Raw genomic sequence first — 21,592 nt, 5'->3', positions numbered from 1 at the left:
AGGGCGCTACAGATGAAAGCAACTTACTCCCTGAGTCAATCGCTTATTGCAGCCGCTACCCCGTCCACTGTAGACTTGATTGTTAGTTTCCAGGCTGAAGAAGAAACGCGCAACAAAGTACCGCGTCTTCCGCTTAATTTGAGTGTAGTAATTGATAGATCGGGTTCGATGGCGGGAGCGCCACTTAAGAATGCTATTCAAGCTGCACAAAGGCTTGTGGAATATTTGACCCCGGAGGATTTTCTTTCAGTTGTAATTTATGACGATACGCCAGAAACAATTCTTCCGCACCAACTGGTTCAGGATAAAGCTGCCATTCGTTCGCTAATTGGTAAGGTAAAGGCTGGCGGGTGTACTAACTTGAGTGGCGGCTGGTTGATGGGATGCGACAATGTAAAATCTCAGCAGTCCACAGAACGCATCAATCGCGTTTTATTATTAACAGATGGACAGGCGAATGTTGGCATTACTGATTCTCAGGTATTAATTAACACTGCAAGACAACAAGCCGAACAAGGGATCATTACTACAACTTTAGGGTTTGGAACTTATTTTAATGAAGATTTGCTCATCGGCATGGCAAATGCTGCCGGGGGAAACTTCTATTTCATCCAATCACCTGACGATGCTACTGATGTATTCAGGATTGAACTAGAAAGCCTCACGTCTGTTGTCGCGCAAAATCTGACGGTGACGCTGCAACCAGAAGATTCTGTAAAAATTACCGGGATTCTCAACAATTACCGATCCAATCCGATTGGCAACAACCTGGAAGTTTTCTGCGGCGATGTTTATGAGGTAGAAAATAAGCAGCTAGCCGTAGAATTGTCAATCCCTCCGCAAACAAATATTGGCGTAACAAATATTGTCACCATTGCTTATAAATATCAAGCGGTTGTCGATGGCAGCATTCAACAATTCACTGACGAAATCCCAATTAGTATAACGGTTGCTGATGCTGAATCAGCCAGCAGCGCGCAGCCAGATGCAGGGGTTGTGGAGCAAGCAAGTAAGCTGAGGATTGGTAAGGTAAAAGATGAAGCGATCGCACTCGCTGACAAAGGAGATTATACCGCCGCATCCCAGAAACTTCGCAAGACGATTGAGGATCTCAAGCTCAAAGCATTGCATGAATCCTTTGAAGTTGCCGAAGAGATGGAACAACTGGATTATTATGCACAACGCCTGGAGAGCAAAAAGTTTGATAGTGTCAGTCGCAAGGAGATGCGAGATCAATCTTACCAGGCTCTTACACGCGATCGCGGCGATTTAAAATTGCGCGGACTTGCTGCGAGTGCCAACAGCTTACAAGCAGTTTCCAGCGTGGATGCGGGAGTTTTGGTAAAATGCGATCGCGTTAGTGGTAAATTGCGGATTCACGTCATTTCTGACGGTTACAATCCTGATTTCAATGTGCAATTCCCCCGCAATATTCGGGAAGAAGGTGTCACCTACATCGTTGATGAAATCAATCTATCTGCTGACGGTAGCTTTTATCGCGTCTCCGGTAACATTCGCCGCTTAGTGCAACCCGGACAAGAACGCGCCGCATCATCTCAAAATGGTACATCTTCTTCCAGTCCAAAACGACAAAAGTTGAATGCACCAGCTTCTGCTGCCGATTTAGAAACGATTGATACTGTAGGTGATGGAGTTCTCGTGCAGTGCGTGAAAGAAGGCAGTAAATTGAGAGCCAGAGTCGTGTCGGATGGATACGACCCTAACTACAACATCCGCTTTCCCCGCGACATTCGAGAAGAAAATGTTCTCTATGTGGTTGACGAAGTAGAAGAGGCGAAGAATGGCGGATCTTATGTCGCTTATGGGAAGATTCGCAGGTTAGTTCAATAGGAATTTTTTAACGCAAAGGTACGCAGAGGTAATCGCAAAGGTACGCAGAGAGTGTCTGTGTTCTTTGCACTATCCTTTATCCGAGATTCTTTTTCACATCCGCAAGTGTTACCATCAGCGTCAAGGGATGAACCGGAGAGGGGATGAAACCACACTTATCTACATAGAATCTTTTCGCCTCTTCATCAAGTGCGTGAACCATAATAGCTCTAATCCCGGCAATCTCTGATGCTTGTAAAGTACGCAATATTGCATCCTTGACCAAGCCTTTACCGATTCCCTTCCCTTTGTGGTTAATATCAACTGCAAGTCTGCCCAATACCATAACTGGAATTGGATCGGGCATATTCCTTTTGATTTTGCCAGGAGCCTCACTATGAATGACACTACCATTCGCTAAGCTGTAGTACCCTACTACCCGATCTCCACAGCAGACAACGTATGTACGAGACGCTCCGGTTGCCTCGTTTTCAACAGCGCGTTTCCTCAACCAGTCATTTAGAGATGGCTTACCACAATCGAATGTCTCTACATCGTGTGTCTGCTGAAGGGGTTCTGGTGGGGTGTATTTTATTCCCAAGGGGTTGGTGCCTGAAGCAACTCAATTAACTTTTCATTTTTCGTTGGAGAGGTGTCAAGAGCCTTGTTAAAAGCTTTCCACTGTTCATCACTAAGACGAAACAATCTGCGATCGAGCAAAGCCTCTTCTGCCGCTCGATATGCCGCATCTAGCATGAAAGCACTCCGAGTTTTACCAGAAAGACTCGCCGCACTATCTATGAGGTCGAGCTGATTTGGCTCAACTCTCATGTTTACGACCTCGGATCGCTTAATTTTTTCGGTTTTATCAAGTACTGCCATAGCGACTCACCCTCTCTATAGTGCTTAGTGTCTGATATTATAATATACACATTGTACATACATAATTTCCGAATAGTCAATGCTGAATTGTGATGATGTAGAGGCGGCTATCTAAAAACTGCACCGACAATGCACAACCGCAACCCGTGGCAAGTTTCCATATGCGATCGCGTTCACAAACCAGGAAATACACGATTTAGATCGAGCGACAAGTCAGGAAAATTAGGGAGTGTAACCGTTTCATTGGGTAATGCAATCTCTCTAAGCCGATAGCCGAAATTCCCTTGAGTGTCTTGATAAGGCTGACTGTAACGTTCTAGTTGATTAGCAACCAAATTGACAATCCAATAATTCTGAATTTGGTTTTCTGCATATAGGGATAGCTTTACAGTCCGGTCATATTCCAAGGTTGAGTTTGATACTTCAATTACTAGCAGAATATCGTTTGGATAGGGATGATTCGACAAGTAATCATCCGGCTGTCCTTGTGCGATCGCAACATCCGGTTCTGGTTCGCTGTCGGCAGGCAGTGTAATTGGTTCCTGTCCTCGTACCACTGCACGGTTGCCAACCAATCTATCTAACTCCCGTACTAACTTGGTATTGCAAACAGAGTGAAGCGTGCCTTTTGCAGCCATTTGCACTAGCTCTCCCCGAATCAACTCCACGCGATCGCCCTCGTTTAGACAATCCAATTCAATCAGGCGATGATACTCAGCTAGTGTAAAACGTTTAGTTGCGGCCTGGATCATAATGACTCAGCAGGAAACGACACTTTCATTTTCGCGTATGTTAGAAGGTTCCACGAAGCTGCAACTCATAGTCCTGGCGAGGGAAAATAAAGGAACCAAGGTTATATGTCCACCAATCCCGATGAAACTGCTGGAAATCAGACCAGGTGACGGTGGTTTCTGTCAGTGAGATACGAGCAAGCAGAAACCAGCACTCAAGGATGCCGCAAGTGCAACCAAGAATAGTGGTTTTCCCTCTGCGTGAATCTTCAGGTTTCAGGATAAAACCTTCCTCGGCAATCCTGTAGGGTTCGTCAAGCAGATGTTTAGAAGGAAACATCACCATCTTAGGAGGGAGGTAGCTATAATCCCCAGCAATTAAATCCACTTTACTTGGATTCTCTCCCCTTGTATTCCGCTCGTTATATTCCTCCTGGGCAAAAGGTAACTCAACTTCCCGCACAAGGTCAATTAGAGGTCGCTCATTAATGCGGATTTCTCCACTTGGCAGAATTGCAAATCGATCGAGGGGACTCACGAGAAAAAAAGCCTAGTAATGGTAGGTTGGGCTTCACTATTATTCAACTCAACCAATACGAGCGCAACTACTGAAAATGATAAGACTTTTCAAGAGCGATCGCATTCTGTAAAAGAGGCGCGATCGCATAAATTAGAGCAAGCGATCGCGCAGCCTACAACTACTACACTAATTTCTTGATATCCCCAAAGGCACGATAAAATCCACCGCGAGAAGATTCGCGCACCTCTTCCACCAGATAACGCGCACCTTCGGAGCGAATCTCCTGGGGAAATTGTACTTTCCAATTGGGATTGTAACCAGGAGAAACAGCGCGAATTCTTAACTTCCCGCCTTCTTGGAAACATTCTACAATTACACCGTGAGTAGCGTTTGATGTCGTGTCTAAAGTATTAGAAGGAATGGCTGCGGCAACGGCGGTGGGTGCTTTAATGTTAATAGCCTGGGGAACTGTACCCGCTTGCGCCGCTTTAATTGCGGTTTCACTAGCATCGATGCAAGCAAGAGAACCATCGGTAGTGACGATGTAGAGATGGTCATCTAAAAATTGCATGGAGAAGGCAGAACCGCAGCCAGTGGCTAGTTTCCAAAGACGCTCCCCTTGTTGACTAAAACAATAAATTGAGGAGCAATTATCGCCTGCAAAGACATATTTACCTTCTTCAGCAGTGGCGCAAGAATAAACGGGCGCATCACATTGATAAATTGTGCTAACTTCGCCTTTCTTAGTGAAGCAATAAACTTGATTCTCACTGGTACTAGCATATACAAATGCTTCTTCTTGCCAGCCAAATAGTACCTCACCGCGAGTTTTCTGGTTCCAGATTTTCGTTCCATCTTCCCAGTCATACATGGTTACGCCCTTGCTGTGACCGTGATAGATACCAATCTCATCGCAGCGCACCATCCAGCCATACTCGCCACTACTTTTTTTAGTCCATTGAGACTCATCTTCGTGATTGATAGTTGTAACATTTCCAGTGTCATCAGAAACACCGAGGATGGCATCTTTAATATCAAGCCAGAAAATATTTACATCGGGGGCAATTTCATAAGCGACACGCGGAATTTTTCCGGTCAAATCGTATACTTTGCCATCATCGCATCCTGCATAAAGCCAGCCTTCATCAGCAACAATACACTTCACGCCGTCAGGAAGCCGAAACTGATTTTGGACAATTCCTGTATGGCTGAGAGCAAAAATTTGACCCGCTTGATTGCCAACCCAGCAGCGCGATTTGTCAATAAAGATGCCGAAAGCAGGAGAAGAAGAGGCAAATTTCCAAACGACAGGTGCTTGGTTTGCAGTTGAGCGATCGCTCTTTATTTCCCGCCGAGTCACGGGACGTTTACTCCTCACTCCCATAACTGCTTGTTCGTAACCTTTCTTCAGTTTCTCGTTAATTTTTTTCGTCGCCTCAGCTTTGGCTTTTTCCGGGGTTGGATAGGCTTTTACCTGAGTTTGTCCTGAGTCGCCTATGCGACCGTAGCGAATCGATACTTCCGTACCGTTGACAATTACTTCATAAAATTTGTGAGAACTAGAATCTGATTCAGATAGCTCTAAATAGGTTTTTTCTTCCATTATTTCTTCCTCACTCTATGTATATATCTATGTGTTCCGTCTAAAATTGAATATGCAGATTATAACAATTTACTTAGGGTTATAAAACCCTTTTTTATGTTATCTTTAAGATGCAGGGAAAAAGTTTAGGCAAGATGCCTGTTGCTCTCGTGACGAGAAAGCGCTACAAACAAAAAAAAATATTTCACAACTCGTTTAGGATTGCTATATTCAGCTTACTAGCAGGGTGGATAACCTTTCTGCTAGTGCGGTGCATCGAAAGCGCAAATCGCAGAAATAATTACAATTAAAGAATGCTAGAACTACACTCCCACACAACTTACTCAGACGGAACTCTCACCCCAAGCGAACTCGTTGAAGCGGCGGTGAATGCTGGAGTTTGCGCCCTCGCCATCACCGATCACGATACGATGAATGGCTGGGATGAGGCGTTTACGGCTGCTAAACCGCACAACCTGGAAATTGTCCCCGGACTTGAACTGAGTACCGTTCACAATGACTGCTCATTGCATATTTTAGGATTTTATCCTGATGCCCAGAAGCTTCGAGAACCTTTGCGCGATCGCATCGAAGGACGCAAACGCCGTTCTCAAGAAATGGTAGCGAAATTGGCAGAACTAGGCTACCCAATTGAGTTACCCCAGTTAGGAGAAGGTATGGCACCAGGTCGTCCTCATATTGCCACTGCCCTCGTAAAAGCGGGTTATTTCCAATCGTCGCGGGAAGCTTTCGACATTCTGCTGGGCGATGACAAACCCGCTTACGTGCATTACGAGAAGTTCTCGATTGTTGAGGGTATTACTCTGTTACGTTCTTGCGGTGCAGTTCCAGTCTGGGCGCATCCTTACTTGTTCCGAGGCGGTAAAGTTGAGGAAGTGCTGAAGGAATTGGTTGCAGCTGGTTTAATGGGCGTTGAAGTTTATCATCCTAACCACAGCCCGAAAGAAATTAATAATTTAAAGAAATTGTGCGCTGAGTATGGTTTACTGATGACGGGTGGCAGTGATTATCATGGCCCCCATTCTGATTCTGTAGGCCCAGAACGTCACTCACTCAATATGCTTCACGTACCTTTGGAGTTGCTGGCACCTATTAAACAAGCGGCTGAAAGTTTGCGTTAATCGCTAATAGTTAAGAAAAAGGCGAAATTGAAGAATTCTTTTGCCTTTTACATAATTACCTTTTTATGGAATCTCCCATCCTTCAAAACTTTCTCAACGAGTTGCATCTCAAATATAAGTCAATGCGTGACGGCGTATTGGCGAACTATATCCCGGAATTAGCGAAAGCAAACCCGGATTGGTTCGGCATTTGTATTGTTACTGTAGATGGTCAAATATATGAGGTGGGCGATTACGAACAATTATTCACCATCCAGTCCATTTCCAAGGCATTTGTGTATGGAATGGCATTGGAAGATCATGGACGCGATTACGTTTTGACGCGGGTTGGGGTGGAACCAACAGGAGATTCTTTCAACTCGATTGTGTTGGATGAATCGTCAAAGCGACCGTATAATCCAATGATAAATGCAGGCGCGATCGCTACCACCAGTTTAATCAAAGGATCGGGGCCTACTGAACGTCTTGTGCGGATGCTGGATATGTTTCAGCGCTACGTGGGACACAATCTCTTTATAGATATGCCCGTGTTCATGTCTGAACGCACTACTGGACATCGTAACCGAGCAATGGCGCATCTCATGCTGAATTTTGGCATGATTGACGCAAAAATTGAAGAGGCGCTGGATTTGTATTTTCAGCAGTGTTCCCTAATGGTTAATTGTCGCGATTTGGCAGTAATGGCAGCGACTCTCGCCAATAATGGTATTAACCCGATTACTAAAGATCGTGCCGTTGATTCGCGCTATGTCAGAGATATTTTGACTGTGATGTACACTTGCGGAATGTACGACTTTGCCGGAGAATGGGCTTATACAGTCGGTCTTCCCGGAAAAAGTGGGGTGTCGGGTGGATTGCTTGTAGTTGTGCCGCAACAAATGGGAATTGGAATTTTCTCGCCTCCCCTCGACTCTCACGGTAGCAGTGTTAGGGGAATGCAAGTTTGTAAGGAATTGTCTGAACGGTTTGGGTTACACTTGTTTGACCTACAAACAGATAGAGCGAAATTGCTTGAGACTTTGTGCAATCTAAGTCAGGCTGACTCGGATAGCAGCATTGTACCTTAAAGTGGTGCTATTTCTTGCCTTTTCTATGAAAGAATGTAGAAAGGAACGTAGGTTGGGCGCTTGGAACGCAAACCAACATTCAGTAGATGAAAGCGAGTCGTTGGATAACACTTGCGTACCGCTACACCCAAGCAAGCTACAACCCAACCTACGAATTACTATAAATTACTAGGCATTTGTTTCATGCCTTTTGCCTTTAGCTGTTGGCTTCTTGTTGCACCCGGAAAAACTTTCTAAAAGGCTGTGGGACGAAAGCTTTGATAGATGCTGGTTTCAAAAACAGCCAACTTACAAAAAAGAAGGAAGCTGTAAACAACTGAGTAATATCTAATGCAGAAAGGTAGCCATCAGCGAAGGACGCAATACTTCTATCAGTGATTCCAAATAGCCAAGAGGATACACCGAAGATCCATAAACCACTTTTGAGGCTTCCTAAAAAATCATTAGCTTCCGTTGTTTGCGGATTATTCATAATTTCAGCCCTTTCCCTTTAAGGAACTTGTGTTGATGTGGTTATTCAAGGGCTTGAGGACTAATTCTTATTCCTTAAACTCCCTTTGTTGCTTCCCATGTTAAAAAATGTTTCATTTTCTTGCCATATGTCCAAAGAGGTAGTTGTAAAATACCAGAGATGTATCCTAAATGCAAGGAAAAAAGTATATAAAAATACGTAATGTGTCAGAAGCGTTCGGCTGCATAGGGTTTGGCAACCTTCAGACACAACAAGCCAAAGGAAAACAGCATCCTGGTAAAATGCTTTGAAAGACCTTATCCCGGCGTGTCGGTGAACTGATCCTGAATGGCGATCGCAATTGATTTTGGAACTAGCAACACCGTAATTGCTCGCTGGAACGCAGCAACCCAGCAGCCAGAAACCGTTAGCCTACCTGGTTTATCGGTAAAGTTTGAGCAGAATCCTCCGCTGATTCCCAGTTTGCTTTATGTTGAGAATGCAACACTATCAACGGTTGTGGTCGGGCAAGCAGTGCGCGATCGCGGTCTTGACCTCAGCGCAGATCCCCGCTTTTTCCGCAACTTTAAGCGGGGAATTGGTGCTAACATCCAAGGCTTCATCCCAGAACTGGACGGGCAGATAATTACTTTTGAGCAAATTGGGAAATGGTTTCTCCAGCAAATTATTGAGAAACTTGCAGAAAATAACCCCTCTCCAGCCCTCCCGAACAGTGGGGGCGGAGTAGAGTCGCTGGTGTTAACTGTGCCAGTAGACAGCTTTGAAGCTTACCGCAACTGGCTTTCAGCAGTATGCGATGATTTGCCAGTAGAACAGGTGCGGATGTTGGATGAACCCACAGCAGCAGCTTTAGGTTACGGAATGGCAGAAGGGGGCGTGTTGCTGGTGGTCGATTTCGGCGGCGGGACGCTGGATCTTTCCCTAGTGCGGTTGGATATTAAGGCAGATAAGAAGCCGTTGGGTTTTATCCTCAAGTGGGGTAAGAAACCTTTGAATGAATCAGCGCAGAAGGCAAAAACTGCCCGCGTGTTGGCGAAAGCTGGGCAAAATTTGGGGGGTTCGGATATTGACAATTGGGTGGTTGATTACTTTGCCAAAACTCAGAGGTTGAAGGCGACACCGCTAACGACGCGACTGGCGGAACGGTTAAAGATTCAACTGTCTAGTCAAACTCAAGCGAGTGAGGTGTATTTCAATGATGAAACATTTGAAAGCTACGAGCTAGAACTAGATCGTTCGCACTTTGAAACTATCCTCAAAGAACACCAATTTTTCGACCGTTTAGACGAGTCGATGACTCAAGTTTTGCAACAAGCGCGTCGCCAAGGTATCGAAGTTTCAGACATTGATGCAGTTTTATTAGTTGGCGGTACAGTCCAAATTCCGGCTGTGCAGACTTGGGTGCAACAATATTTTGATATTAGTAAAATTAAATGCGATCGCCCGTTTGAAGCGATCGCATCCGGCGCACTCCAGCTGAGTTTGGGTGTCGAACTGCAAGATTTTCTCTACCATAGTTACGGCATCCGCTACTGGGATCGGCGTAACAATCGCCACAACTGGCATAAACTGATTAACTCCGGACAAGCTTACCCGATGAGTGATCCGGTAGAACTACTCTTGGGTGCTTCGGTGGAAAACCAACCCAGCATTGAACTAATTATCGGCGAAATAGGAGCGGAAACTGGCGGTACAGAAGTATATTTTGAAGGCGATCGCTTAGTTACTCGCCGTCTTGGGGGTGATACATCAGTGCAACCCCTCAACGACAGAGAAGGCGCGCGTAGCATTGCCCAACTCGCACCGCCTGGTTATCCAGGGAGCGATCGCGTTAAACTCCAGTTTCAAGTAGATCGCGATCGCTTCCTCAGAATCACCGTTCAAGACCTGCTAACAAACCAAACCTTATTAGAAAATCAGTCTGTAGTTCAACTTAGCTGACTTTCTCGTTCCGAGTCTCTGAGTTGAAAATCAATCGTTTGACCTCTCCCCAACCCCTCCCCTTGAAGGGGAGGGGCTTCTGGCTTTCCTTCCGCATATAAAATTATTCGGCTTCCCTCTCCTCTTAGGAGAGGGTTAGGGAGAGGTGGGAAGGAGTTCGGGGTAGGGAATAGATAAGACTTTTCCCAATCCCCAATCCCCAATCCCCAATCCCCAATCCCTAATCCCTAATCCCCAATCCCCAATCCCCATTACCTCTGCACAACCACCTTAGTCCCTACTGGCGCCCAGCTGTATAACCTTCTAGCTGCTGCTATCGGAAGATTGACGCAGCCGTGGCTGACAGGTCTGCCAAAACGATTGTGCCAATAGGCTCCATGAATCGCATAGCCTCCAGAGTAGTACATTGCATGAGGTACATTCGGAACGTTGTAGTCTCTGCCGCGCATCCGAGTTGAGCGATACTTTCTTTGAATAGCGAAAGTTCCGAGGCGAGTGGGAGTTGAACGCTTACCGCTGGAGATGCGGTAGGAATAAACTCTTTTCTTTCCTTCCCAAGCAACCAATCTTTGACTTGATAAATCAACTTGTATCCAGCGTCGTCCCTTGGCAGCTTTTTTGACTCGAACTTTTTTCCTCGCTTTTCTAGTAATTTTGTTGAACTGTAGTGATGGCGCACCAACTTGTGTTGATCTTGATGATTTGGACGCCGCCTCAGTTGGTGTTATCCAAAAACACGAAGCTGTAAAAAACAGTGCCACAACTGTCCAGAAAGTTCCACGCCGACGTAACCAAGAAAACCTAATTAAGTTTTCCACGATTCACCCCTCACATCATTGTTACTTTTGTTTACTTGGAATTAGAGTTTTGATTTGGGAATTTCCCCCTTCCCCAATCTCCAATCTCTTCATTTATGAACAACCACTGGCGTTCCCACTGAAGCCCAGTTATATAGCCATTTAGAATGATTCACTGCCAGATTTATGCAACCGTGGCTGACGGGAGTGCCAAAGCGACGATGCCAGTAGGCACCGTGAATTGCATAACCTCCGTAGTAGTACATCGTATAGGGAACGTTAGGAACATCGTAACCTTCGCCGCGCATCCGGTTATAGCGGTGCTTAGATTTTATGGCAAAAGTACCGATGCGGGTGGGAGTGGAACGCTTGCCAGTGGATACAACGATCGCATACACAGGTTTTGAGCCTTCCCAAGCAATCAGGCGTTGCTTTGTCAGATCGATCTGAATCCAGCGTTGATCCGATTGTTGCAACTCCTGCATTTTGCTGGAGATTATCGCGCCTTGTGGTTGTGTCAAAGCTGGTTTTACCCAGGTACTCATCGCCGTAAGCGTCAGCACTGCACTAGCAAATAAAGCCACTGGGCGACTTTTTAAGGCAGGACAAATGATGCTTTTCATGGCTCTTCGGCTGATTTGGTGTGTCAGAACAGAGAAATTCAACGAAAAACTCTTTCTAACTAATGGCATCAATGGATATCGGAATTTTATTAGCTTAATCCTAAATCAGCCTGTCTGGTAATTTACTAAGTTTTGCATCAGAGTTTGGGCGCGTTGAGCGATGAGCGCATATTGCTCAGATTCAGAATGTATAGTATGCCCCTTTTCGGGGAATAAACTGCCGGAAACTCCGACTGCGATCGCTCCCGCTAGTAGAAATTCTTTAGCATTTTCCAGGGTTACGCCGCCTGTGGGAATTAAGGGAATGTGTCCCAATGGCCCTTGCAAACTTTTTATATATTTCTGTCCGCCTACAGCGCCGACGGGGAACACTTTCACGCAACTGGCACCTGTAGCCCAAGCAGTGACAATTTCCGTGGGGGAAAGCGCCCCAGGCACCATCGGTACGCCGCTATCATTTGCTGCTTTAATCAGGATGGGGTCAACGTGAGGAGTGAAGACGAACTGGGTGCCAGATGCGATCGCGCTCTTTAGCTGTTCTAGATTTAATATCGTTCCTGTGCCAATTGTGCAATTTGGTAATTCGGAACGCAAATGGGCAATTAACTCTGCTGCTTTGTCGCTATTCCAAGTAATTTCAATTAGCTGCATCCCTCCCGATGCCACAGCTAGAGCCATTTGGCGACCAAGTTCCATCTGTGGCGCTCTGATGACTGCGATCGCTCGGTGTTTTTCCACCAGCTTTAACCATGACTGATTATACATCCTCACTATCTATCATCCGGCAGATTTATTTTTTAGCCTTTTCTTATATACTTCTATTCCTTATCTTTGTCAAAAATATTAAGTTTTTGATATCTATAAATAAGCATCTATATATATTAGCTGGCTCGGCTCAATTAATATACTTAATATTACTTAAAACTGCTGCTTGTTCTAGGCCCAAGACTCAACCTCAATATCCAAAATTCGGGACATTTAAGCATTATCATCAACTGTTTTACACCTTTGGATGAGCTTGATTATCTTAGGGAATTCAGTCGCTAGGGAGAGGAAGCAAATTTGAGATATTTGTAAAGTAAATAACATAGAGATGTAACAAGTTAAGGAAAAGTAGCATGGCTCTTTTAAAAATCGAAGATTTTGATCCAAACTACCGGGAGACTTTTGGTGGCAATGACCTTCAAGGGATGAGTGTCTATACTGAAGCATCTAATGAAGAAAAAGTTGGCAATGTTACCGACGTTTTAGTTGACGAAGAAGGTCACTTACGGTATTTAGTAGTTGACTTAGGATTTTGGATTTTTGGCAAAAAAGTTTTGCTACCAATTGGTCGTTCCAGAATTGATTATAATAGCGATCGCGTATACGTTAGTGGCATGACTAGAGAGCAAGCAGAAGCTCTACCAGAATATAGCGATCGCATGACAGCTGATTACGATTATGAAGAACAGGTAAGAGGAGTTTATCGCGCTCCAACTACGGGTGCATCTGTTAGCCCGGTAGCTGATGCCACATATGACCGCAGCACCTATAACTATCAGCAAGAACCCTCTTTGTACGAGATAAATGATCGCGATCATCAAACTCTCAAACTGTACCAAGAGCGCCTTATTGCTAACAAAACCCGCGTAAAAACAGGTGAAGTTACAGTAGGTAAGCACATTGAAACCGAAACAGCACGAGTTTCAGTGCCAATTGAAAAAGAGCGAGTTGTAATTGAGCGAGTTACCCCAGCGGATGCAGGTCAAGCAGTTGCTCCGGGAACTGTTAATTTCCAAGAAGGCGAAGTAGCACGCATGGAAATTTACGAAGAAACTCCCGACATTCACAAAGAAGCTTTTGTGCGTGAAGAAGTGCGAGTCAGCAAAGTAGTAGACCGCGAAACAGTGGATGCTGAAGAAACCATCCGTCGCGAAGAGTTAGATGTTAACACCACCGATCAAACTTTTGTAGATCGTTCTACTAACTTACCCACCGACCGAATTTAATTAGCCCTCGTAAATATACGGTTGTTGAGTTGATTTTGATAGACAATTAACCGTGTAAGCGGGTGTATCCTATTTTTGGCACTATACCCCCGCACCGTTAAAGGTGTGACTACACAAACCAAGCCGTAGAGAGAACAGGCTAATAGAAAAAGCTCGCCGGCGCGGGCTTTGTTTGAGTAGTCGCGACTTTAGTCGTCTGGCGTTTCTACAAAAGTAGGATACTCCCGTTTCTCAGTGCCTGACAAGGTATCTGTAAGACGGCAAACCATTTCCAGTGAACCCCAATTTAGGCATCTTCTATGTTTCTCAAAGATAAAGAATCCGGCAGTTTGATTGAAATAACCGATATTCAGCCTCTAATTAGCCCTACTTCAACTGCTGTGACTGGAAGAGACCAAGCAGGACAAGAGGAACAGGAACCGATTACTTATCAAAAGGAAAAATTGGTTTTTCCTTCAGGCGAAAGCCTACCGATTTGTTGGATGGATGAAAATTACACCACCTAATTTTTAGGATAATCGCAACATAATTTGGTGTTTGTAAAGTAAATTATTGGCGAACGTTGTCGAAATCAGTAAGCTTTACAAACACCCGTTAACGAAGAGATAATTAATAGGTTTTTGCGTCAAAAAAATTTAGTAAGCTCTGTAAAATGAACAACGAAACATTGGCAAAAAATCAGGGTTCAGAAGAAAACGATATTCGAATCAATGTCTTGTTGAGCAAGTTGAAGAATAAGCTAAAAAATTATACCGCCAAGGATAGGCAAGGTGTACTGTTAGGCGAGGTGAAGGATGTAATTCTAGACCCAACTCGCCAGTTAAACTTAGTCATATCTCCGGCTAAAGCTGATCCAGTCTCCAGCCTATTATTAATCAGAAGCAAGCACATCCAGCAAGTAGACTCAGCAGATAAAACGCTCTATGTAGATGTCAGCCAATTGGAAATAGAGTATTCAGCAGATTATATAATACCAAATGGGGATGAGGAAATTGCCGAAATTCCACAATCATCGGTAATGCCTGTACGCTCATCAACTGAAGGCTCTCCGGCATCTGTCACCCCAACAGCAATACAATTAAATAATAACCAAAAGCAATCGGAGAAACTTATGTCAGATTCTAACACTTCAGATGCAGAAGTTGTAGAACAAGAAATCATTCGTTTGCTAGAAGAACGATTAGTCGTAGACAGTAGCAAACATAAAGTAGGCGAGGTTATTGTTCGCAAAGAAATCCAAACGCGGATGGTAGAGATTCCAGTTCGACGGGAGATTTTGATTGTTGAACAAGTCAGCCCAGAACACAAACAATTAGCAGAAATTGATTTAGGACAAGGAGATATATCTGGACTTGAACTGACTGAAACGGTACGTTTAAACAATGGATTTGCAAGCGCCAACAGTCAGCAAACAGTAAGGGGCGAGTTTGATTCGCCGAAAACAGCTAGTAGAATTTTAGATGCGATCGCGCATCAGCGGCCTCATGGTTGCGCGAAAGTGCGAGTGGAAATCATTCTTGAAGATGCAAAACATCAACAAACTTACCAGGAATGGTTCGACCGCTGCACAATTAAGCCACAGGGTAAATCTGGAAAATAATATCATCAAAGCATCTCGTTACCTCATTCCCAGCATCTGACTGGGAATGAGAAGTAGTAAAGTTACATATCGCGTTTAGTAGAATAGGTAAAAAGCCTATTCTTTTTTTTATAGCCAGCTAAAAGCCGCCACATACAACAACCATTGCATTTTTCAGCCTACCTTGGGGTGTATAATTTACAATTCCCGCCGTATAGTAGGGATAACACATTCTGTAGCTATGTATGAGCTACTGCATCAACCCCTTCTGCCCCAAGCCAAACGATCCCGCCAATACCAACAACCGTATATGTCGCAACTGTGGCTCAGAGTTGTTGCTCCAAGGGCGCTATCAGGTGATGCGCCTGCTGAGTGACAACAGCGGATTTGGCAATATATATGAAGCCTATGAGGGAGCAGCTCCCCAAATCCTGAAGATACTAAAACAAGAACATAACAAAAATCCCAAAATTGTTGAGCTATTCCAGCAAGAAGCAGATGTATTGAGCCAGCTAAATCATCCAGGTATTCCCAAGATGGAACCAGATGGCTATTTTCAGTTTTATCCCAGAAACTGCAAAGAGCCAGTGCATTGCATCATCATGGAGAAAATTGACGGACTTAACTTAAAGCAGTGGATGAAGCAGCAGGGCGATTGCCCGATTAGTCAGCAGCTTGCTCTTAACTGGTTAAAACAACTGGCACAAATTTTACATATCGTACATCAAAAAAACTACTTTCACCGCGATATTAAACCAGCCAATATTATGATGCGTTCCACAGGGCATCTAGTATTAATAGACTTCGGCACTGCTAGAGAAATGACATATACCTATCTTGCAGAAGTCGGCGGCGCAGGTAGAGTCACTAAGATTAGTTCCGCTGGTTACACACCACCAGAGCAAGAAAAAGGTCATGCAGTACCGCAATCAGATTTCTATGCTTTGGGGCGTACTTTTGTTTATTTACTGACAGGAAAGCAAGCAACAGATCATGCTATTTACGAACCGCTAACCGATCAATTCCACTGGCGACGTCATGCGCCTGATATTTCACCTCAGCTTGCAGATTTAATTGATAAACTGATGGCGCGTACAGCAGCGGCGCGTCACAAGAATACTCAGGAAATTTTAGATGATATAGATAAGATTTCGCGGCAATTGTCTGGGCATAAACTATATGCCAACAATCTTATGGGTATAGGTGCGGTTAGTTCTATATTTCTATCTTGGAAGTCACCCAACTCGCCAACTAAAATTGGTCAAACTGATAAAAATAAATGGCTAGTTGGGGGCGCGATCGCGATCGCTATCGGATTAGGCGCATATGGAATTTCGCAATACAACCCAGCATCGCCCAAAACAATCCCCTATGTAAATCTTTCTGTAGCTAGAACTTTTTCCGGACATACCAGCCATGTTAATTCCCTCAACATTAGCCCTGACGGGGAAATTTTAGCAAGTGGCAGCGCTGATAAAACTATCAAAATTTGGGATAGATATACTGGCAAAATAATCCGCACCATCAACGGACATGATAGCTATATTAATTCTATTGCCATTCACCCAGATGGGCAAACCTTAGCCAGTGGCAGTGCTAATAAAACTGTGAAAATTTGGAATATATCCACAGGTAAAGAAATCCGCCGACTAGAGGGACATTCCGCCCCAGTTAATTCCGTTGCTATTAGCAACGATTGGCAAACTTTAGCCAGTGGCAGCGCTGATAAAACTATCAAAATTTGGAATATATCTACAGGCAAAAATCTTCGCACCCTCGCCGGAAATTCTCAGCCTATTAATTCTGTTGCCATTAGCCCGGATGGACAAATATTAGCCAGTGGCAACGCGGACAAAACTATCAAAATTTGGGATATGTCCACAGGCAAAAATCTCCGTACCCTCACCGGGCATTCTCAACCTATTAATTCTGTTGCCATCAGTTCAGATGGACAAATATTAGCAAGTGGTAGTGCGGATAAAAGTATCAAAATTTGGGATATGTCCACAGGCAAAAATCTTCGCACCCTTAGCGGACATTCTAGCTATATTAATGCCATTGTTATTAGCCCAGATGGGCAGACATTAGTTAGTGGCAGTGTGGACAAAACTATCAAAATTTGGAATATTCCCACTGGGGAACTAATTCGCAATCTCACGGGACATTCCGGTTGGGTTAAGTCGATTGCTATTAGCGCCGATGGACAAATAATTGCTAGTGGCAGCTTTGACAAAACTATTAAAATTTGGCAGGTGCCAAGATGAATGGGTATGTCTTCTGATGGTATTTTAAAATCTGCCAATGGATAGATGCGAAGTAAAGTATTACATAAAAATAGGAACAAACGGTTCGGAAAATAAACTTACCACGTAAAAGGTTGGTCATGGTTATAACAAGTTGGGTAATAGAAATACTGACCTAAGAGAGAGTTTAGATTATTCATTTTCTATTAAAATTAACCACGGTTTGTTGTATATGTGAACAAGTAATGAATCTAGGAGAATCAGTATCAACAGCGTGGGATAAGATTCAGGGGATGATCGGCGGTTTTATCGTCCTGCTGCCAAACTTGGTATTAGCAGTAATCGTATTTGCACTATTTTGGTTCGGCGCGATCGCGATCAGATCGCTAGTTAAACGCCTTACCCGCAGGTATCGCCATGCTCGAAATTTGGGGCTGGTACTTGGGCGGTTATCGCAAGGGTTAACCATATTAATAGGTTTATTTGTCGCCTTATCTATTGTCATTCCGACATTCAAGGCAGGGGATTTGGTGCAATTGTTGGGTATCAGTGGGGTAGCAATTGGTTTTGCGTTCCGCGATATTCTCCAGAATTTCCTAGCTGGTATCCTGATTCTCTTAACTGAGCCTTTCCAGATAGATGACCAAATTGTTTTCAAAGACTTTGAGGGAACGGTTGAAAATATTCAGACACGCGCCACAACAATCAGAACTTACGATGGTCGTCGGATTGTGATTCCTAATTCTGAACTGTTCACAAATTCGGTGACAGTTAATACTGCCTTCGAGAACCGCCGACTACAGTACGATATCGGCATTGGCTACGGCGACGATATCGACCGCGCGAAACAACTGATTCTGGAAGCGATCGCTAGCGTCGATGATGTTTTACCAGATCCAGCTCCTGACGCCCTTGTAGTGGATTTGGCTGAGAGTAGCTTGAACATTCGCGCCCGTTGGTGGGTAAAGCCGCCGCGACGTGCAGATGTTCTTGATAAGCAAGATAAAGTTCTCTCCGCAATTAAGAACAAGTTGCTTGCCAACGGCATCGATATGCCCTATCCGACGCGACAAATCTTGTTTCACGACCAAACCGAAGAGACAGATGGCGATCGCGCACGTCAGCGTGAAGGATGGCCTGCTGGGAATCAAGAAGTGCCAAAACCGCGTAGTATCGGCGGTTCCTTAAGAAAGCTGGCGGAAATGCGGGCGCAAAGAGACGGGAATGGCAGCCATAGAGACGAGAACCCAGATCGCCTTCAAACTGCCGACGATAGCCGACGATAATTGATGAAAAACATCAAGCTGGGCAAACTTTGGGACTCGCTCCACTCTAGCTACTGGTTTGTGCCAACCCTGATGGTGGTAATAGCGATCGCGCTGGCATTAGGAATGTTAAGCCTTGATCGAGCAGGCAAATCTGGCCCGCTAGAGTCGTTGGGCTGGATCTACACCGGCGGGCCAGATGGGGCGAGAACGCTGCTTTCAGCCGTTGCTGGTTCGATGATCACCGTTGCTGGTACCGCCTTCTCGATTACAATTGTTGCCCTCACCCTCGCTTCCTCCCAATTCGGGCCGCGGCTGATGCGTAACTTCATGCAGGATACGGGCAATCAAGTCGTCCTAGGCACGTTTATCGGTACATTCATCTACTGCTTGCTGGTACTGCGAACCGTCCGGGGAGATGACTACAACGTATTTGTGCCGCAAATCTCCGTCACGATCGGCATGGTGCTAGCGCTCGCCAGTATTGGCGTCCTGATCTACTTTATCCATCATGTCTCAACCTCGATGCAGGCATCCCATATCATCAGAGATGTTGGCAGAGAGTTAGACAATGCCATCGATCGCTTATTTCCCCAGAAGATCGGGCAGGGTAAATCAGTACCAAAGCAGCGGTCGGTGGCGGAAATCCCCGCCGGGTTCGATAAGGAAGCGGCTCCCCTCTTGGCGAAAGAAAGCGGTTATCTTCAGGCAATTGATAACGAGCAGTTGATGAAGATCGCCACCTCAAAAGACCTCCTCCTGCGTCTAAAATATCGCCCCGGCAAGTTTGTTGTGGAAGGAAGCGAAATGGTGATGATTTGGCCTGGAGAACGGGTGAATAAAAAACTCACCCACCACCTGAACCAAGCATTTATTTTTGGCGAGCAACGCACCGAACAACAGGATGTAGAATTCCCCATCAATCAGTTAGTTGAAATTGCCGCTCGTGCCATTTCTCCTGGCATCAACGATCCGTTCACGGCGATCCAGTGTATTGACCAGATGAGCGCTGCACTTTGCCGTCTGGCGGAAAGAGATTTTCCCTCGCCCTACCGCTATGACAACGACAACAACCTGCGAGTGATCGCTAATCCGGTGACGTTTGCAGAATTACTTGACGCTGCCTTTAACCAGATTCGACAGTACAGCAAACCCGATGTAGCGGTGGTAATTCGATTGCTGGAAGCGATCGCTCTCATCGCATCGCGCACCGAAAACAAAAAAGACCGCGCCGCACTACTACGTCATGCCCAAATGATCCAGCGCAGTAGTCAGGAGAATATATCTGAAGAGTTAGACCAAAAAGATGTTGAGGAGCGATACCTAACCGTAGTGAAGACGCTAGAGCAGTGATGAATAATCTTAATACATCTGAAAAAAGGGAACTCCAAAAAGAACGACTCGAAGTTCTCGAACAGCTGGAAGATTGGCTGGAAACACCGATGCTATTCCTTGGCTTCGGGTGGCTTTTGTTGTTAGTCGTCGAACTGATTTGGGGCTTAAATCCGCTGCTGGAAGTTATCAGCAACACGATCTGGATTGTTTTCATACTCGACTTCGTATTGCGATTCACTTTGGCAGATCGCAAACTCGTTTATATCAAGCACAATTGGTTAACTGCCCTTTCCCTGGTGTTGCCAGCATTGCGCGTCTTCCGGATTAGCCGCGTGATTCGTATCCTCAAAGCTAGCCGGGGACTGCGACTGGTGCGCGTCATCAGTTCTCTGAATCGGGGAATGCGATCGCTCAGAGCTAGTATGAGTCGTCGCGGCTTTGGCTACGTCATGGTGCTGACGCTAGTAGTGACACTGGTGGGAGCAGCCGGGATATATGCTTTTGAAAGCAACCTTCCTAGTGGTGGTGGACTGAATAACTACGGGGAAGCACTATGGTGGACAGCAATGCTGATGACAACGATGGGTGGCGAATATGTGCCGCAGACTCCAGAAGGTCGCGTTTTACACCTAATTCTGGCACTGTACGCCTTCACAGTATTTGGTTACGTAACAGCAACACTCGCCACCTTCTTTATCGGGCGCGATGCCGAAAACGAAGAAGCTGAGTTAGCAAGCGCCAAATCCATCGCCGCCCTGCACCAGGAAATCGCCGCCTTACGGGCCGATATTCAAGCCCTTTCAAGTCAGAAACCAGAACCATAATATAGATTCAAGAACTTCTCCCTTTCCTTCTTCCTTCGCGCTCTTTGCGTCTTTACGGTTCATCTAAAAAAGTAGCTTTCACAATAAAATAATACTCCAATCGCAGATTAAATTAATTGCTTCATTTATAGTTTATTAGTAATCCATAATTATGAAATTTATGAGGAAAAAGCCATGCTGAATACTGACTGGCGGGGTTATCGAATAGCGGCTTGGGTTGGACAATTTTGCCTAGCGATCGCAATCGTCTTTACAGCAAGTCAACGTAACTGGCAAGGTTCATTTTTACTCGCCTGCTTCCTAGCTGCTTCGTTCCTGTTTGTCACCTTAGAAAATCAACTACCAACCTTATTTGATTTTCTGTTTGTAGTAGCAGCGTTGCTGAATGCCGCAGGCTGGGTTTGGGGCTTATTTTACCTACCAGGGCCATACGATGAGATTACCCATGTCTTTACAACCTTTTCCGTCACGCTTGCACTGAGTTTTTTAGTGTATAGATCGATGCTAACTACCTTCCGCAACCATCTGCTGATTTATATGTTAGCGATCGCAAGTTTCGGAATCGCCATCGGTGCTATTTGGGAAATAACGGAATGGGGGATCGGAGTTATCAATAGCATTGATGATACAATCATTGACCTAATTATGGACACTTTTGGCGCTAGTTTAGCAGCACTGGTGAGCGTCTTTGCATTGCCGGAGCGATCGCCTTCAGAATCAAGTTCTGAAGATCAATAAGCGACTAGAGCGCGTTAGGAAATAATTTGA

At 45.0% G+C, this 21,592-nt stretch carries 22 protein-coding genes; 13 read left to right on the top strand and 9 right to left on the bottom strand.

Going from position 1 to position 21,592, the window contains the following annotated elements:
• Nucleotides 1-12: 12 nt before the first annotated feature.
• Nucleotides 13-1,851: a VWA domain-containing protein gene (locus H6F74_RS04400; RefSeq protein ID WP_190436888.1), complete on the top strand. Its 1,839-nt coding sequence runs from the start codon at nt 13-15 to the stop codon at nt 1,849-1,851.
• Nucleotides 1,852-1,927: 76 nt separating this feature from the next.
• Here H6F74_RS04400 and H6F74_RS04395 read toward each other — a convergent pair whose 3' ends face one another.
• From H6F74_RS04395 to H6F74_RS04380, 4 genes are all read right to left on the bottom strand, one after another.
• A complete protein-coding gene (locus tag H6F74_RS04395) occupies nt 1,928-2,425 on the bottom strand; it encodes a GNAT family N-acetyltransferase (RefSeq protein WP_190437037.1) in 498 nt (165 codons plus the stop codon).
• The gene (locus H6F74_RS04390) at nt 2,422-2,712 is read right to left on the bottom strand and encodes a DUF1778 domain-containing protein (RefSeq protein ID WP_190436885.1); all 291 of its coding nucleotides are present in this window, start codon (nt 2,710-2,712) and stop codon (nt 2,422-2,424) included. The genes H6F74_RS04395 and H6F74_RS04390 overlap by 4 nt, the downstream gene beginning before the upstream one ends.
• Before the next feature lie 173 nt (nt 2,713-2,885).
• A complete protein-coding gene (locus H6F74_RS04385) occupies nt 2,886-3,464 on the bottom strand; it encodes a Uma2 family endonuclease (RefSeq protein ID WP_190436882.1) in 579 nt (192 codons plus the stop codon).
• Nucleotides 3,465-3,504: 40 nt separating this feature from the next.
• On the bottom strand, nt 3,505-3,981 hold the full coding sequence (locus H6F74_RS04380) for a hypothetical protein (protein WP_190436879.1): 477 nt from the start codon (nt 3,979-3,981) through the stop codon (nt 3,505-3,507).
• An 18-nt stretch (nt 3,982-3,999) separates the two neighbouring features.
• Between H6F74_RS04380 and H6F74_RS04375 the strand changes: the two genes are divergently transcribed.
• A complete protein-coding gene (locus H6F74_RS04375; RefSeq protein WP_190436876.1) occupies nt 4,000-4,161 on the top strand; it encodes a hypothetical protein in 162 nt (53 codons plus the stop codon).
• On the opposite strand, the gene H6F74_RS04370 is transcribed toward H6F74_RS04375, so the two are convergent.
• The gene (locus tag H6F74_RS04370; RefSeq protein ID WP_190437035.1) at nt 4,145-5,569 is read right to left on the bottom strand and encodes a WGR domain-containing protein; all 1,425 of its coding nucleotides are present in this window, start codon (nt 5,567-5,569) and stop codon (nt 4,145-4,147) included. The genes H6F74_RS04375 and H6F74_RS04370 overlap by 17 nt on opposite strands.
• A 290-nt stretch (nt 5,570-5,859) precedes the next feature.
• Between H6F74_RS04370 and H6F74_RS04365 the strand changes: the two genes are divergently transcribed.
• Entirely contained in the window at nt 5,860-6,687 is an 828-nt protein-coding gene (locus tag H6F74_RS04365; protein ID WP_190436873.1) for a PHP domain-containing protein, read from the top strand.
• A gap of 65 nt (nt 6,688-6,752) precedes the next feature.
• Nucleotides 6,753-7,754 (top strand): glutaminase A, encoded by a 1,002-nt coding sequence (gene glsA, locus H6F74_RS04360; RefSeq protein WP_190436870.1) that lies wholly within the window; start codon nt 6,753-6,755, stop codon nt 7,752-7,754.
• A gap of 196 nt (nt 7,755-7,950) precedes the next feature.
• On the opposite strand, the gene H6F74_RS04355 is transcribed toward glsA, so the two are convergent.
• Entirely contained in the window at nt 7,951-8,226 is a 276-nt protein-coding gene (locus H6F74_RS04355; protein WP_190417557.1) for a hypothetical protein, read from the bottom strand.
• A gap of 327 nt (nt 8,227-8,553) precedes the next feature.
• Here H6F74_RS04355 and H6F74_RS04350 point away from each other — a divergent pair, with 327 nt between their 5' ends.
• Nucleotides 8,554-10,167, top strand: a complete 1,614-nt coding sequence (locus tag H6F74_RS04350; RefSeq protein ID WP_190436867.1) for an Hsp70 family protein — start codon at nt 8,554-8,556, stop codon at nt 10,165-10,167.
• A gap of 251 nt (nt 10,168-10,418) precedes the next feature.
• On the opposite strand, the gene H6F74_RS30385 is transcribed toward H6F74_RS04350, so the two are convergent.
• The 3 genes from H6F74_RS30385 to H6F74_RS04335 all read right to left on the bottom strand — a co-directional run bounded on the left by H6F74_RS30385 (nt 10,419) and on the right by H6F74_RS04335 (nt 12,352).
• Nucleotides 10,419-10,985: a L,D-transpeptidase family protein gene (locus tag H6F74_RS30385; protein WP_190436864.1), complete on the bottom strand. Its 567-nt coding sequence runs from the start codon at nt 10,983-10,985 to the stop codon at nt 10,419-10,421.
• Between the two features lie 89 nt (nt 10,986-11,074).
• Nucleotides 11,075-11,587 (bottom strand): L,D-transpeptidase, encoded by a 513-nt coding sequence (locus tag H6F74_RS04340; RefSeq protein ID WP_190436861.1) that lies wholly within the window; start codon nt 11,585-11,587, stop codon nt 11,075-11,077.
• Between the two features lie 105 nt (nt 11,588-11,692).
• A complete protein-coding gene (locus H6F74_RS04335; RefSeq protein WP_190436858.1) occupies nt 11,693-12,352 on the bottom strand; it encodes a bifunctional 4-hydroxy-2-oxoglutarate aldolase/2-dehydro-3-deoxy-phosphogluconate aldolase in 660 nt (219 codons plus the stop codon).
• A gap of 353 nt (nt 12,353-12,705) precedes the next feature.
• On the opposite strand from H6F74_RS04335, the gene H6F74_RS04330 reads away from it, so the two are divergent.
• The 8 genes from H6F74_RS04330 to H6F74_RS04295 all read left to right on the top strand — a co-directional run bounded on the left by H6F74_RS04330 (nt 12,706) and on the right by H6F74_RS04295 (nt 21,562).
• A complete protein-coding gene (locus H6F74_RS04330) occupies nt 12,706-13,578 on the top strand; it encodes a DUF2382 domain-containing protein (protein ID WP_190436855.1) in 873 nt (290 codons plus the stop codon).
• A gap of 299 nt (nt 13,579-13,877) precedes the next feature.
• Nucleotides 13,878-14,084 (top strand): acetyltransferase, encoded by a 207-nt coding sequence (locus H6F74_RS04325; RefSeq protein WP_190436853.1) that lies wholly within the window; start codon nt 13,878-13,880, stop codon nt 14,082-14,084.
• A gap of 146 nt (nt 14,085-14,230) precedes the next feature.
• The gene (locus H6F74_RS29845; RefSeq protein WP_190436850.1) at nt 14,231-15,178 is read left to right on the top strand and encodes a DUF2382 domain-containing protein; all 948 of its coding nucleotides are present in this window, start codon (nt 14,231-14,233) and stop codon (nt 15,176-15,178) included.
• Nucleotides 15,179-15,402: 224 nt separating this feature from the next.
• A complete protein-coding gene (locus H6F74_RS04315) occupies nt 15,403-17,421 on the top strand; it encodes a serine/threonine-protein kinase (RefSeq protein WP_190436847.1) in 2,019 nt (672 codons plus the stop codon).
• A 224-nt stretch (nt 17,422-17,645) separates the two neighbouring features.
• Nucleotides 17,646-18,686 (top strand): mechanosensitive ion channel family protein, encoded by a 1,041-nt coding sequence (locus H6F74_RS04310; protein ID WP_190436844.1) that lies wholly within the window; start codon nt 17,646-17,648, stop codon nt 18,684-18,686.
• Between the two features lie 3 nt (nt 18,687-18,689).
• Nucleotides 18,690-20,018: a DUF2254 domain-containing protein gene (locus H6F74_RS04305; protein ID WP_190436841.1), complete on the top strand. Its 1,329-nt coding sequence runs from the start codon at nt 18,690-18,692 to the stop codon at nt 20,016-20,018.
• Entirely contained in the window at nt 20,018-20,824 is an 807-nt protein-coding gene (locus tag H6F74_RS04300) for a potassium channel family protein (protein WP_190436839.1), read from the top strand. Before H6F74_RS04305 ends, H6F74_RS04300 begins: the two co-directional genes overlap by 1 nt.
• A gap of 174 nt (nt 20,825-20,998) precedes the next feature.
• Nucleotides 20,999-21,562: a hypothetical protein gene (locus H6F74_RS04295; RefSeq protein ID WP_190436836.1), complete on the top strand. Its 564-nt coding sequence runs from the start codon at nt 20,999-21,001 to the stop codon at nt 21,560-21,562.
• The last annotated feature ends 30 nt before the right edge of the window (nt 21,563-21,592 follow it).

The sequence above is a fragment of the Trichocoleus sp. FACHB-90 genome (assembly GCF_014695505.1).
GTDB lineage: Bacteria > Cyanobacteriota > Cyanobacteriia > Cyanobacteriales > FACHB-T130 > Funiculus > Funiculus sociatus.
Note: the sequence above shows the minus strand (reverse complement) of the source record. Positions and strands in the feature narration are given on the sequence as shown.